This window comes from Paenibacillus sp. JGP012 (assembly GCF_014203995.1).
GTDB lineage: Bacteria > Bacillota > Bacilli > Paenibacillales > Paenibacillaceae > Paenibacillus > Paenibacillus silvae.
This window is the reverse complement of sequence record NZ_JACHKG010000017.1, coordinates 131,024-146,056: the sequence shown is the minus strand read 5'-3', so window position 1 is coordinate 146,056 and position 15,033 is coordinate 131,024. Positions and strand designations below refer to the sequence as shown.

At 44.9% G+C, this 15,033-nt stretch carries 11 protein-coding genes; 4 read left to right on the top strand and 7 right to left on the bottom strand.

Annotated elements, in window-relative coordinates:
* Positions 1 to 472 (top strand): hypothetical protein (locus HNR77_RS19765; protein WP_184188010.1); only part of this gene is annotated, 472 nt, incomplete at its 5' end.
* Positions 473 to 512: 40 nt separating this feature from the next.
* Positions 513 to 2,012, top strand: a complete 1,500-nt coding sequence (locus tag HNR77_RS19760; protein WP_184188007.1) for a HEAT repeat domain-containing protein — start codon at positions 513 to 515, stop codon at positions 2,010 to 2,012.
* An 897-nt stretch (positions 2,013 to 2,909) separates the two neighbouring features.
* Here HNR77_RS19760 and HNR77_RS19755 read toward each other — a convergent pair.
* Positions 2,910 to 4,100, bottom strand: a complete 1,191-nt coding sequence (locus HNR77_RS19755) for a right-handed parallel beta-helix repeat-containing protein (RefSeq protein WP_260410701.1) — start codon at positions 4,098 to 4,100, stop codon at positions 2,910 to 2,912.
* 772 nt (positions 4,101 to 4,872) lie between these two features.
* Entirely contained in the window at positions 4,873 to 6,216 is a 1,344-nt protein-coding gene (locus HNR77_RS19750; RefSeq protein ID WP_397367184.1) for a catalase, read from the bottom strand.
* A gap of 154 nt (positions 6,217 to 6,370) precedes the next feature.
* On the opposite strand from HNR77_RS19750, the gene HNR77_RS19745 reads away from it, so the two are divergent.
* Positions 6,371 to 8,335, top strand: a complete 1,965-nt coding sequence (locus HNR77_RS19745; RefSeq protein WP_260410696.1) for an ATP-dependent DNA helicase — start codon at positions 6,371 to 6,373, stop codon at positions 8,333 to 8,335.
* A gap of 369 nt (positions 8,336 to 8,704) precedes the next feature.
* On the opposite strand, the gene cysK is transcribed toward HNR77_RS19745, so the two are convergent.
* The 4 genes from cysK to HNR77_RS19725 all read right to left on the bottom strand — a co-directional run bounded on the left by cysK (position 8,705) and on the right by HNR77_RS19725 (position 12,150).
* Complete coding sequence (gene cysK / locus HNR77_RS19740) at positions 8,705 to 9,673, bottom strand: cysteine synthase A (protein ID WP_184187998.1); 969 nt, start codon at positions 9,671 to 9,673, stop codon at positions 8,705 to 8,707.
* A 222-nt stretch (positions 9,674 to 9,895) separates the two neighbouring features.
* Complete coding sequence (locus tag HNR77_RS19735) at positions 9,896 to 10,279, bottom strand: YhjD family protein (protein ID WP_184187995.1); 384 nt, start codon at positions 10,277 to 10,279, stop codon at positions 9,896 to 9,898.
* Between the two features lie 603 nt (positions 10,280 to 10,882).
* The gene (locus HNR77_RS19730; protein WP_090922613.1) at positions 10,883 to 11,116 is read right to left on the bottom strand and encodes a hypothetical protein; all 234 of its coding nucleotides are present in this window, start codon (positions 11,114 to 11,116) and stop codon (positions 10,883 to 10,885) included.
* The gene (locus HNR77_RS19725; RefSeq protein WP_184187992.1) at positions 11,113 to 12,150 is read right to left on the bottom strand and encodes a nucleotide-binding protein; all 1,038 of its coding nucleotides are present in this window, start codon (positions 12,148 to 12,150) and stop codon (positions 11,113 to 11,115) included. The genes HNR77_RS19730 and HNR77_RS19725 overlap by 4 nt, the downstream gene beginning before the upstream one ends.
* Positions 12,151 to 13,050: 900 nt before the next feature.
* Here HNR77_RS19725 and HNR77_RS19720 point away from each other — a divergent pair.
* A complete protein-coding gene (locus tag HNR77_RS19720; RefSeq protein WP_184187989.1) occupies positions 13,051 to 13,779 on the top strand; it encodes a YitT family protein in 729 nt (242 codons plus the stop codon).
* Positions 13,780 to 13,976: 197 nt separating this feature from the next.
* Here HNR77_RS19720 and HNR77_RS19715 read toward each other — a convergent pair whose 3' ends face one another.
* Positions 13,977 to 14,465 (bottom strand): DUF2188 domain-containing protein, encoded by a 489-nt coding sequence (locus HNR77_RS19715; RefSeq protein WP_184187986.1) that lies wholly within the window; start codon positions 14,463 to 14,465, stop codon positions 13,977 to 13,979.
* Positions 14,466 to 15,033 lie beyond the last annotated feature (568 nt).

Below are 15,033 nucleotides of genomic sequence, written 5' to 3'. Positions count from 1 at the left end.
ATGGAACCGCCACCTTTCGGAGTTTGTAGGGGTACAAACATTTTACCGAGGTTGCGGTTCTTTTTCTACCTTTTATTGGTTATTCAACACGCGTGATAAAAGATATATCTTTAAAAAATTAGAAAAATATGATTCACCTGATGTAAGTATGAAATTGTTAGTTGGAGTGGCCTCCGCATTAATAAATATAGGTAACCCTCAAATAGAAGAGTTTAAATTAAATGAATTACTTAATTTAGAAATTAATCAGATTATTCCATCTATTTTTTTTGCAGATAGTTTACTTTATAAATATACAGATTTAAATGGCCGATCAATGATTGGGTTTTACTTCAGTGGTATTCGTGATTATATTATATCCGTTTTATGCTTAAAACTTGATTTATTCAGTAATGAAGAACGTGAAAATATTATAAAACAACAAGCGTTAGTAAACTATGTAGGAGAATCTTCTACTAAATGGTTTTTTTAAAACTGGAGATATAAATGAAAAAAAGGATACTTTACAGGCTGTGATTAAACATGACATTGAATCCCGCACATGTTTTTTACCAAAATTATTAAGTTTTCCGATAGTTGATTTAGATGTCCTCTTTTTGGAACAAAATCAAGCAAGCTTTCTGGAGCATTTTAAATTTTTATTTATAAATAACAGATCAAATTTAAATAGATTAAATGAGATAATTGATATTGTTTCGTATTTTAAAAAAAATGAAGAAATAGAAAGCTTTTTAGTTGAATTATTTGAAATTATTGCTGATGGTCATGATGGTTCAACATGCGCACATAAGCTTGCAAACTTATTATCAGCTTATAATGGAGAAAAAAACACTGCTCGATTATTGGCTCTTTTGTTGGATAAGCAAAAGGATGATTATGTTCGACGTTACGTAGTCGAAAGTCTACAAAACAGAAGCGGTATTGATCAAAAGTATGTTTTTAAAAAACTTCTATATTACAAAAATCCGAATGTGAGTTTATGGATTAGTTCTTGGTATTTTGAAATTGAAGATGTTGAATTACGAAATGAACTCATAGATATTGTTAACGGACGCAATATCAGCTTAGCTTTAAATGAAATTCGATACCTCAACTATTCTTCTTTGCCTGATACCCCTGATTTACTTATTGCTGGATTGAAAAAAAATAGGTATGACGAAGAACTGGAAGGCTGGATATATAGATGTTTAGCTAAGCATAATACTGAAAAATCTATCCCTTTAATGTTAGAACAAGTTACTAAAAAGACAGGGAGAATTACAGAGCAAATCATCATCTCTCTTGGGGATTTACAGGCAGTTGATGCTTTGCCAGTACTTTTTAAAATGGTTGAAAGTACAGATATCAATCCGAGATTGTTACACTGGATTCCTACCAGTGTAGCTAAAATTTGTAAAGGTGATTCTTCAATATTATTGAAATCAAATGATAATAAGAGTATCTTTTACACTGAATTTTTGATTCTGACTTTCATGGAGATGAAAGAAAATATTCCAATTAATCTCATTAAAAGTTTCATTAATAGTAAAGAAGTGAGTATGAATTCAAAAGTTAATATCATCGCTAGATGGGATGGAGGTAAAACAGAGCAAGAGTTGGAATTATTGTATAAATGTTTTGAATTAGATGATATTTTTACTTCTATAATTATTTCTCAATTAATTAATTTGGAAAATAATATTAAACGATTAGCAACTTTCATGAAAAAAATTATCCCATCTATTAATCAATCATTTACTACTAATAAAGTCCTGATTTATAATATGAGGAATTTAGAAGAGTTATCAAATTATCTCAAGCCATGGTTGCATAGTCATCTTTTGCTGAGTAGCAATTCTGATGCAAGTTTAAAAACAATCTTAGTTTTATTGGCTTTATTGGGGGACCACTCTTCAATAGAAGTAATGAAAACTAGAGAGGCACAGATAATAAAAAGAGTAGGTAAAGAGTTATTTGAAGAAGTAGAATATGCCCTTTATTCCAACGAAAAAAGGCCGCTACTAATTGATTGAATTATATTAAGGTCTAATTATGAATGGTTATTATTGATGGGGAGTTAGATTTGGTCTTGGAAGAGATAATAATAGGTGTGCCCAAACAGTATTCAAGAGAAAAGAGTCTTAAATAATGAGTAGAAGAAAGTCTGACATGTTCGGGAACGGCCGACTGTGTCATATCAAATAACCATATTTTTATGAGACCGTCTCTTTCTTAAATCGTTTTTCTATCATATTTAGGTTATTTAACATGTGTGAAATCGAGTAGATAATTCTAAGTTATTAGGGTCAAGCAGAAGCTATCCGCAAGGCTAAGGTGGGTTTTATTAAATTTAGACTTTTATTTATCGACGGTCCCAAAGTATGCCCTCAGTTTATATGAACTTAGCTTCGGATATTTTTGAAAAACTTAAGTGAATCACAACTTGAAGGATATGGTCTTCTTGAATTTGTCCGATTCAAAATAATAATCTTTGTTGTTCTGATGGTAATCAACCAATTTGATCAATTCAGTAATTCAAATGTCCAATTAGCTAGATTTCTATAAAAACGTAGGTTACAGCTAAGATAGCGGCCATTTACCTTTGTGACATGACTTGTCTTAAAAATTTTTAATTCTTGTTTCTTAAAGCTAGTGACTCTCAGCAATTTTAGCGCATTTCCCGCTAAATTCCCATTTCACCTCATCCCTTGATGTACAATCTACCTAAGGTGACCTACCATGAAAGATAACATGTCAAACCTGATCGAAGAATTGAAGTTTTAGCCAAACCGTGAGAACCTATCTACCTTATGAGCCAGCAGAAAATACACAGCAATACAAAAATCCCCTTCTCCATTACCACCGATCAGGCTGGCATGGGGGAGGGGACTTTGGTTTATAAATTATTGTTTTATCTTACCAACCCATACCTACCGCGCACCAATATTTTTCCCCGCTGGCGTTCCCGTCCCAATCAGATCACTGCCAACTGCAAGCTTCAGGAAATTACCCAATACAGGGGTGCCGTCTGCGGCACGGGTTACCGAAGGTACGAGGGAGACAAAATCGGCTGCGCTGGCGAGCAGGCCTTTGTCGTTGACGCTTTTTTTGTTTTTCCACCAGACGTTGGTGCTGCTGACATCGGTTCCGCTGGTTTTGTCGCTGGCGCCGCCTTGGAAGGACAGGTTGTTGGTGAAGATGTGGGTGCCTACATCAAAGGCGAAGTTGCTCTGCCCATTGTTATAGGAGGTATTGTTTTTCATCTGAATCGAACCCGGGTTGCTGTTATAGGTAAAGCCATGTTTTTTGTTATTAAATGCAATATTGTTCTCGACAATATGATTCACGGCAATTTTCTCGCCGCCCAGCTTGAAGCCGTTACCATCACTGTTCGAAGTGGACGTTCCGTCGGCTGTGGCGCCGTTGCCGTATGCGATGCTGTTACGGATCGTCACTGCGCCGATGGCGCCTGTGTCTGTTTTGCTATAGAGATCCCAGCCATCGTCTACGTTATAGGCAGCAATGCAGCCATCAAAGACGTTCCCAGGACCGACCGTCAACTTGGCGGCAAAACCGTCCGCATCCTCGCCGTCATCCGGGTCATAGTTGTTGTGGGAGTAGGAACGGATGACTTCGTTATACGAAGGCCATTCACTTTTGGCAGCAGTAGAAGCATAACGTCCCATCTGAATGCCCGTATCGCGGTTATGGTGGGCTTCGATCTGCTCCAGACGGTTGTAGCTGCCCCCGATGAAGATGCCGTTATCGCCCGCACCTTTGACTTCAAGTCCTTTCACAAACCAGTAGTCTCCGAACATTTGCAATCCCCGATTCGTGGAAGCGAAGGCTTGAGCCGAGAAATCGAAGACGGGTTTTTCCGATCCGTAGGCAACCAGATTTTTGCGTTGCGAGGCGGTGCCGCTGTTACCGCGTTCAATGGTAATCGTTTGCGAGAAGCTGTAGGTTCCGCCGCGCAGATAGATCGTTTTGCCTGGAGCGATCTGGGTCAGAGCGTTAGCGAGTGACGTCGGACTATTTATCGTTCCCGGATTGCTGGCAGAGCCGTTAGGGGACACGTACAAATCACCCGCAGCGAGCGTAAGATTGGAACTGTTCACCATGGACTCTGACGCTGAGATATCAGGTAATCCGCCTTCCAGCAGTTCTGCGGCACCCACCGAACCACCGCTTAACAGTAAAAGAGGGAATGCGGCACTAAGACAGATGCTGGTCATTTTGGATTTCAGGGAACGCTGGGATCGTGCAGATGCATGAGTAGATGTGGAAGGGAATAATTTCATGGTGCAAGCCTCCTTGGTTAATTGGAATAAAAGATCGAGCTAGCGGGTAACCGGTATGGACTGAACAAAGCAGAACAGAACAAAGCAGAACAGAACAAAGCAGAACAGAGTAGAGTAGAGTAGAGCGTACCTTTAATGAGAGCATCACGTGCTTCGTCCTACCGTCCAGCTAGCTAAAGGTATCCACCCGGACACAGCTTCATGGTAAATGTTGTAAACGTTATCATCAATAATCATTTGATCAGGTTGCGTTCAAGACTGGCAGGGCAGGCATCACTGCTCCGAATCCCATCCCTTCCAAAAGAAAAATGTAATCCGATCATTGGCTGATCGCCTTTTTTTAACGAACCATCATCCGAATTGAACGTGAATATGCCTATTTTTCCCGAGTTGATTACATGAGACTTATCTCTAATCCACCGCTTTGAACTTCATTTTTTTTCCAAATCAACAGCTGTCACCACACAAAAAGCCCCATAAGCGGCTACCAACATTGGCATTCAGACTCATGGGGCGATACTCTCATCTAACTTTTTATACGACAATACTCATTCAATTACGGACAATACTCGTCCGGCTCATCTAACGCCAATTAATACCCATCCGTTTCCCGACTGTGCTTTTCGGCCTCTTCAACGCTCGGATCATGCTTCGGCTGTACTGTTGTACTATCGTCTGTGGATACAGTAGCCAGTCCTTCTGCCACACGTCTTCCGTAATCTGCATCCGCCTGGGTAAAATGAGAGATCATGCGCTCCCGGATATCCGGTTTGCATTGGGCCAGTGCGCCGACCATGTTGCTGATTAACTCATCTCGCTCCCAGTCCTCGAACGCCCGGTACGTATCCCCGGCTTGTCCAAAATCATTGGTACGCTCAATTTTCTCCCGCACCAGATGGCCTTCCACCAGCGGTTCATGCTCTTTACCACGCGGCTGAGCCTCAGTTAAACCTCCGAGCGAAGAAGGCTCGTAGTTGACGTGTGGATTCTGACCCGGTGCCCGATCGACTTTATACTGCATTTGCCCACCGCTTTGATTGGTGGCTACTCGGTTCTTCGGCGCATTCACAGGCAGCTGTAGATAGTTTGCACCTACACGGTGACGCTGGGTATCCGAATAGGAGAAGGTACGTCCTTGCAGCAGCTTGCGAATGCCTTGTTTCAACGGTTCCCAGTGGTATTTAATGAGCACACCTTTGCCGTCCTGGTTCACCCATTTGTATGTATTAACGCCTGAGCCCTGCATCTGACGATAATTCGCCGGAATGCCCCACGGAGAGAAAAGAAAGGTCACCATATGTGTCGCTTCTGGACTTAGAGAGACGAAGTCGAAAAACCGCTCCATATCCTGTGCGTTAGTCAGCGGGTCGGGCTTGAAGGCGTGTACCATATCCGGGAATTTGAGCGGGTCGCGGATGAAAAAGATTTTCAGATTGTTGCCGACCAAATCCCAGTTGCCGTCTTCGGTATAAAATTTAACGGCAAATCCGCGCGGGTCCCGCAGCGTCTCCGGGGAATGCCCGCCATGAATGACGGTCGAGAAGCGTACGAACACGGGCGTTTGTTTGCCTTTTTCCTGAAAAAGACGTGCTCTCGTATACTTCGATACGGGTTCATTTCCCGCCGTTCCATATGCTTCAAATACACCATGAGCGCCAGCCCCGCGGGCATGCACGACCCGTTCCGGGATACGCTCGCGGTCGAAGTGTGTAATTTTTTCGAGAAAATGATAGTTCTCCAACGTAGTTGGGCCACGGCTGCCCACGGTTCGTACGTTCTGATTGTCGGTAATGGGATGGCCCTGCCGATCCGTCAACGTCTCGTTTGAGGGGTCTGAGGAGTGCCCGGATGGTGAAGAATGTTTATCCATGGAGCGGTATACCACCTTTCCTGAAGTTGGATTCCTGTATATATTTTCCCTGTGGTCAACATCTATACATAGCCCTATCCAGGCTTCTCCGTAAACCAAGTGAAAAAAAGCTTGTCTCCTGATCTATCACGTGAGATAATTAACTTTTGCCCAGCGGCCTTTTTTGAAACGAAAAATAGAAATTGGACCGCTTTGTCTAAGAATGGAGGCTGACCCAGGATTGTCTACACAACGTTACCCTTTTGCATATGATCCGGCTGAACCTTTTGTATCCCGTCTGGGAGAGTGGGTTGCCGATGTGTTTTATGATATTTTGCCAGAGTCCGGCTTCGAGGTACGGGACGAACAGATTTTTATGGCGTACCAGCTCGAACGGGCCTATGGAGATAAAAAGACGATTATGGCCGAGGCTGGCGTAGGAACAGGTAAAACACTCGTTTATCTGCTCTACGCGGTTTGTTATGCACGTTATACGGGCAAACCGGCGGTGATCGCCTGTGCCGATGAGTCCTTGATTGAACAGCTGGTGAAGCCGGGCGGAGATATTGCGAAGCTCGCTGAACATCTGGATTTGCAAGTGGACGCACGCCTTGGCAAGTCGCCGGACCAATACGTCTGTCTGAACAAGCTAAGTGCCGTCCGATTCGCCGATGAGGATGCGCCAGTGATTGAAGAGGTGTACGAGAGCCTGCCGGAATTCGTGAACACGCCGGGAACACTTCAGGCTTTCCATCCGTATGGTGACCGCAAGCAGTATCCGCATCTGAACGACCGCCAGTGGAACAAGATTAACTGGGACCCGTTTCAGGATTGTTTCGTGTGTCCGAAAAGACAACGCTGCGGCCTGACGCTGTCGCGTGATCATTACCGTCGTTCCAAAGATATCATCATCTGTTCCCATGATTATTACATGGAGCATGTGTGGACCTATGAAGCGCGCAAACGCGAAGGACAACTGCCTTTATTGCCTGACCACAGTTCCGTTGTATTCGATGAAGGGCATCTGCTGGAAGAAGCCGCGCTGAACGCACTGAGTTACAAGCTGAAACATCGAATTTTCGAGGAACTGGTTACACGTCTGCTCGAAGGCGAGATTCGTGAATCCCTTGCAGAGCGTGTGGATGAGGCAATTGAAAGCAGTGAGCGTTTGTTCCGCTTGCTGGATACGTATACGGTGGCTATTCCTGGCTCGGAACGGAAAGAAGTTCGGGTAGAAGCACCGCTGCTGCGTGAGATTGAACGGTTGAACAGTGTGCTGGATGCAATCGGCGAAGAGCTGGTATTCGAGAGTGGATTATTTTCGCTGGATGGGTATCAGATGCGTGTCGTGGAAGAGCATTTGGATATGATCCAGACGGCTTTGTCCCTGTTCCGCAAGGAGGATGGATACATCTGCTGGGCGGAAGAGAGCGAGGACGAGACGACATTGTCGATCATGCCGCGTACCGTAAAAGAAATTCTGAACGAGCGTGTATTCAACACGGGTATTCCGATTGTCTTTTCATCGGCTACGCTGTCTGTGGACAATTCTTTCCGTTATGTGGCAGATAGTCTGGGAATCGACGATTTTGTATCGTTCTCGGTGGCGTCTCCGTACGATTACGCAGATAAAATGAAGATGAAAATTGCCGAACAAGCTGTACCCGGTCATGCAGAGAATGAAAACCGATTGCGTGATGCGGCGGATTTGCTCCAGGAGAGCGGCGGTCGTGCACTAATTCTGTTCCGTACGATGGAGGAGCTGCTTGCCTTCAAGCAGGATATCGTGCAAGTGCCAGAGGCGCAGGGGCTGCGCTTTATGTATGAAGGGGATCGGGAGATCAGTGATCTGATCGCGGCATTCCAGCAGGATGAGGAGAGCGTGCTCTGCTCCGTCAATCTGTGGGAAGGACTCGACGTTCCGGGACCTTCATTGTCCAACGTCATGATCTGGTCGCTTCCGTATCCACCGCAGGACCCGGTATTTAATGCCAAACGAAATGCGTCAGCTTCGCCATATGAAGAGATCGATCTTCCATATATGCTGCTGCGGGTGAAGCAAGGGCTGGGACGTCTCATTCGCACAAGCAGTGACTCCGGTTCGGCGGCGATTCTGGATGAGTCGATCTATACCCAAAAGGAAGCCAAAGACCGCATTGCAGCGCTGCTCCCAGAAGGTGTAGAATGGACAACCTTGGCACATTAATCGGTAACAACCGTTTCTAAGCGTTAAACAAACATGTAGTCGCAGTATGGATGTAGCACGGGGCGAGGGATTTCATGTTTTGTGATTGATGCTTGTCATTTATGTATGTAACTTATGTTGTTATTTCATGTTTCCGCTGCATGTCTCTTGTCTTATGTCTCATACCTGCGCTCTGCGTGATTACTTTTGTGTTGCGAAAATAAAAATAAGCTCCTGTTCCCTTGGATACATGATCCGAGTTGAGCAGGGGCTTATTTATTTTGATTATCTATTCGGTTATTCATTTGGTTCTCGATTTTGTTATGCGGTATGAACGTAGAGCTTGTTGTGTAGATATTGTCGGGTTAGGGATCTTTGCCGTTGGCCTTGTTAAAAAATACCCATGCTCAAATACCGTTCCCCGGTATCCGGCGCAATGCAGAGCACCCGGTGCCCCGGCCCCAGTTCCTTCGCGATGCGAAGGGCGGCCCACACCGAAGCGCCAGAGGAAGGGCCGAGCAGCAGCCCTTCCCGGGCAGCAAGCTGCCGCATCGTATCCAGTGCGTCCTCATCGGACACCTGGATGATGGCGTCCCATACGTCGGTATTCAAGATGTCCGGGATGAAGCCCGGACTTGTACCGACGAGCTTGTGCGGTCCGGGCTCGCCGCCGGACAGCACCGGGGAACCTTGCGGCTCCACCGCATAGATGCGGAGGGCGGGAAGCTGCTTACGCAGCTCTTCGCCCGTTCCGGTGATCGTGCCGCCGGTTCCGGCTGTAGCGATGAAGGCGTCCAGCCTGCCATCCATCTGCTCTATAATTTCGGGCGCCGTCGTGATCCGGTGGATATCCGGATTCGCCTGATTCTCAAACTGCTGCGGAATGAAGCTGCCCGGCAGTTCAGCCTGAAGCTCCTTCGCCTTGCGAATGGCTCCAGGCATCCGCTCCGCAGCAGGCGTGAGCACAACTTCTGCACCGTAAGCCTTCAAAATGTTGATACGCTCCCTGGACATGTTGTCCGGCATGATGAGGATCGCTTTGTATCCTTTGGCCGCGGCATTCATCGCAAGACCGATCCCGGTATTGCCGCTCGTCGGTTCAATAATGGTTGCCCCAGGCTGCAGCAGACCATCTCGTTCAGCCTGGGCGATTAAGTTGTAGGCGGCACGATCCTTGACGCTGCCGCTTGGATTGAAATACTCGAGCTTAACGAATACGTCAGCGGAGTCACTGCCTGTGAGCCGACTGAGCCGAACCGCAGGCGTCTGGCCGATCAGTTCGGTCACATCCGCGGCAACGAGTGGGTGTAATGCTGTATTATTTTTTGAACTATAAAGAGAATTCGAATTCGATTCCATGATGTGCAGCTCCTTGATTAGACTGACATTGTGTGCATATCCTTTCCCGCATCGGGAAGGTTGGATATGTCTTCTCCATCTTAATGACAGAGCACGCAATGGTCAACCTGTTCAGCATCACTAGCCTGGAATGTTGAGGCTCGGCAGAGCCTTGTTTCTTTCACCTGCCGTGTTGGAAACAGATTGTACCAAATTAAAAGAATGGCAAAATACCAATCATACTCAGGTTTGTGTCAGATCCATTTGCAGATGTCGGCTTAGCTCTTTTTTAACCTCATTACGTGCAAAGGTCCAGAGCATATAGAAACGCTGCATGTATCCCCTGCACAAATAAACGGTTTCAATGCCATCCTTACCCCGCGTTTCCTCCAGAACTTTCACTCCACGGGTTCTCATCTGTTTGCGCAGTCCCAGCATCTCCTTAAGTACGTCATTCTGAATACGGGTGAGCGACAGAATATAGACCTCGGGCATTTTTAAAAGCAGTGTATCGAGTGTTCGAATATCCCGTTCCAGTACATCCAGCAAAAGCGTGCGCACAACGATGCCTTTGATCAGACGATGATCTTCATCCGCAGGGGATGGGGCGGAAGTATGGGATGTCATACATTCACTTCCTTAACCTATAATTGGAATTTATAGTTTACAGAACAGGTGTTCTTATATTATAATCAATATATGCAATAGGCATACGTTATACAACCGATAAATAATGGAAATGGATTTCAGCATGAGGTCTGTATATCAACGGAAATAAAGTTATAAGTGGCAATAAAATGAGGAAATAACAGCTGTTAATCACTTCAAATTGGTTCAGCATAAACGGACAAGCCAGCTCCAAAATTTAGGTATAATTTATGGGTTTTGCAGGAAACCTAAGGTCAGATACAACAGATGAGTTGGTCAAAATACATCTTTTAACTCTAACGTTTTATGTATGTCATATGAAATTGATCAGCTTACGTGCAAGCAATTTTTAGAATGAATCAAACAACAGGAGCGCAATATACAGGCTTTATCATGAATCAAGCAAAGTAGTAAAAAAACAAAAAAAGCCCAGCCATGGGAGGCGGGGCCTGGTAAACATGTTGCCGTTGCAGCGGCAATATAAATGGAATGTGTGAACATCAACTTTAGAAATCAAGTAAAAAGTCTGATGCAACGATAGTCTTCTGATAAAGCTATATCTCAGTGAAGTTGTTGCCAAACTTAAGCGAGATATTGAGGTTTCTCATAATACGCCTCTTTTTCTAAAATGACCTTGTATGGCCGCTCCTTGCCCTTCAGTGATGGGCCGATGGTGACGAGCGGTACGGCCGGTTTGTGGAAACGATCCTCTTCCTTGGGTTCCGGAACCGGTCGTGATGAATCAGGCGCAGAACTAAGGCGAACTTTCTTCTCGCTGCCCCAGCGCTTGCTTATTTTTTTCATTTCCGGTCTCATTCCGGTTCGCCTCCTAACAGATCGTTGATGGCGTTAAACAGTTGACGATTTTGCAAGTCAATGTGCTGAAATACCGCCTCATCCGCTTCAATATGACCAATAATATGAACGGTAATGACATACCTCTTGGCTACAGGATAGCATAGCAGATACTCTTTCTCAAGGTAATCGTCGTACAGATTCACTTTGATTTTGTTTTCCCGATAAGAATCGACAACAAGAATGCGTTTAGGATCATCCGGTAATTTATCATCATTAGCGGTCAAGTCGTATTTTCTACCCGGCTCTCCAACATTACCACATAATTGCTCGATATGACCATTACCATCTGTACGATAGATCGCCGTACCGCGCACAGTAAATGGAGGGTGCGAGACAAAGGCACTTCGCAGGGCATCGCTCATGCGTTCAAGCAACTGGGCATCTGCTTTGCGTGTGCGCAGCAATTCTCTAAAGAAACGCAGCAGTTTGAATAATTGCAGACGTGCCTGATCTTCGGAGCGTTTGTGTTTCTCGATGATACGCTCGGCTTCGGGATCACTCCAGCGTCCTTGCTCTTCAATGCTGTCTGCAATTTTAGAGCAGGCAACAGATACGGCCGGTGCCCATTTTCCGTCAGAACGAATCTCATATACAAGCGGATTCAATCCGAGCAGATCGGTGGGCATCCGCAGTCCTTCGACTTTGGTGGCATCTTTAATATCCGTAATATCCTCAGGAAGAATGAAAAAAATACGCTTCCGTCCCAGACGGCCCATAAATAGACCCATTTCAAGCATTGTATTATCCCGAACCGATGCGTAGTACTTCCCGCGAATTTTGGATATGTCATCCGGATGGAAGATAAAAATGGCAAAGTCCGTTGTGCGTACCTCGGCTTCCAGATCGTCCATAGTATAACTGCTTGGATTAAATACCCCCGAGTACCAAGGGGTGACTTCGGCTGAAAAACGCAAGTTTTCGTGTACAGCGGCTGCAATCGGCTTCGCTTCCAGCGAGCAGCCAATAAAGACTCTTGGCTTTAACGTTTTCATTCATCCGCCTCGCTTAAACGGTATTGGGATTCAATTGTTATATTATACCATAAACAGCAGAGTAAGTCTGGAAACGTTTGAATTCGATTTATCAATACCGTTTGCTATAGTGTATGTGCATCAGGGAAAGGATTCCTTTGCAAACGACTAGAAAATAAAAAAAGGCCCGTAATTGTCACAGTTGGGTGACTGCACTGTTATATTTGAAGACTTCGGTCATAGAATAAAGGAGCAGGTAGCACCATTAGCAAGCATTGCTTATCCTGGTGTGCCTGTATGACGGCTGGAGCAGTCCAGAGACTGCTTTATGCGTGTTTTTGCTGGGTTGCTTGTTTAGACCCGGTCACATTGGTGTTATATAATAGAAGTACAAGCAAGTTAGCTTTGGTATTTAAATTGAATTAAATTTCAGTGCTGTAAGTTGGATCTCCCTTTTACACGTTAACGAAGAGTGCAGAACCCATCTGTAGAAGCGAAGCGTTCGCGTTTATCACAGGATTTTTCCTTTTGAAAAAAGGAATCAAAAAAATCCGCGGATAACAGCGATCGAAAGAGGGTACTGCAATCGAAGTGGCAAGTGTAAAGTGACCTGTTCAACTATATGCATCATTTTATTTTTCAATTTAACCAAGCACAGCTAACCACAACACACAGAAAGGATCAGGATACCATGAGTCCCCGAAGGACAATCTCCCCAAGGACAATCTGGAAACGTTACGATCTCTCATACACATAGCGCCCCTTGTAGAGTAAACCAACCGTATTTCAACAACGGCTGACTCTGCGAAAGAGGGGATTGGGATGAATATTCGAAGGACGTACACGATGATTTCTTCCAGGCTTACCTTTTGCAGGGTACGGTCGGTTTAAAACCAACCTACAAACTGCGAGGGAACCTGTATGAAGAGAACATCGTTAACCGTACAACACGTGAAGACAGAAGCGATCAAGTTTGCAATTATGCTGCTTGGTACATTTATTTTGGCATTTGCTTATTATCACATTAACTTTCAGAATCATTTATCGGAGGGCGGATTTGTTGGTCTGGCCCTGCTCGGAAAATATGCAACAGGTTTATCGCCGGCGATCGGCATGTTGCTGCTCGACATTCCTGTCATGATTCTGGCCTGGTTCATTAAGGGCTGGAAATTTATGATCCAAGCGCTGCTTGGTGTGGGTGCATTTTCTCTGTTCTACGACGGCTTTGAGCGTTACTCCACACTGGTGATGAATTTTAACGGAAACCTCTGGATTCCGGCAGTGCTGTCCGGTGTGTTGACCGGGATTGGCGCGGGAATCGTGCTGCGCTTCGGTGGAGCTACAGGCGGAGATGATATTCTCGCTTTGCTCGTCAGTCGCTGGAAGGGCTGGAAGCTGGGAACGGTTTTCTTTGTCAGTGATGCGTTCGTTTTGGGATTGTCACTTTTCTTTCTTCCGGTAAAAGAAACTTTATATACAATTCTGGCGGTATGGATTGCCAGCAAAATGATTACGTTTGTGGTCAGTGTACCGGCTCGTGGTGCAGTGGTGACAACATCGGCTGTAAAATTGCCGATTCCGTCGGTTGCGGCCAAAGCGGTTAATGCTGCGGCATCGCGAACTTCCGTGGCACGAGGCGTAACACATTGAGCACGCGGTTCATCGTGATCCATAGCTCAGATGGCATGAAAAGTATTCGGTTGTTATCAAGCTTTAATCAGCTTGACATAAGCTTTGATTTAGAGAGGAATCCCTTTTGTCTGCAAACTTCGCAGCAAGAGGGATTTTTTGTTATGCTGAATGCGCCTTAACATAAGAGTGATATGTGCAACGAAAGAGTCGATAAATTATGATTTGATAGAACGAGTGATCTGCCCATCCTGATTATGAATGATGGCTCGAATATGCTGCTTGCTGCTCAGTTCTCTTGCGGCATTCACAGCCTCCGCTTTGGTGTCATAGGTGGAATGGTAATCGGATGTGCCCTCTTGTTTAATGGCCCAGCACGATTCTGTCGGTACAACATGAATGTTGTGATGACTCTTGGACGAGGAGACCGGTTCGGAGTGACGCCGATCCCGAGAGTAAGATTCCGAAGAGGGCGACTGTTTATGTTTATCTGAAGATGATTTATGAGAGGACGAGTCAGAGCCTGACGCCTTATGATCAGGGTGATTCTCATCCCATTCCTCCGCCTTGGCTGTGGCAATAGCAATCGCGCGACCTTCCTCATATCCATCATCCAGCAGAGCATTGGCAATTTCAATGGCTTTGTGCCGGATACGTGGCTTTAGATTTTTCATCGATACGGGGTAATCCTGTTTGTTCCATGGCATATGTTATCCCTCCAACATCGTATGGGTTACTAGTATATTACCCTCTGCATGAACAGATAAACGAAACGTTTTCTCAGGAGCATTGCAATGATCACAGAGTTTAGAAGTAATCAAACCAAGTTCAACACATGTCCAATCACAGTCATACTAGTTGAAACTAGCATTAATTCTTCCGTAGTAGATAAGACATGAAAGATGAAAACAAACCCGTCACGGCTAGGGATGATCCTCCTACAAATCCTCATTTTCAGCATGGAAAAATTCTAACGATTCGTAGAAACCTTATATGGAGTGTTTTCTCTACTTTAAATTTTTAACGATCTCAGGAAACCTTATTTCAATGAATTCGCATGAAAACAGGGCAGTTTCTTTGATTTTAGGTGGAATAAGCCCTCTGGGAATCGTTAGAATTCCAGAACGTTCAAAACCTGACAAATAAGATCATCTGAGATCGTTAAACTTGCACTCACACTATACCTGGGGCTCACCAGCATATGCATGACTGTGGCTGTGTCAACGAATATGTTCTCACCAAACCTGCATAACTGTCACATCATGCCTGCAATAT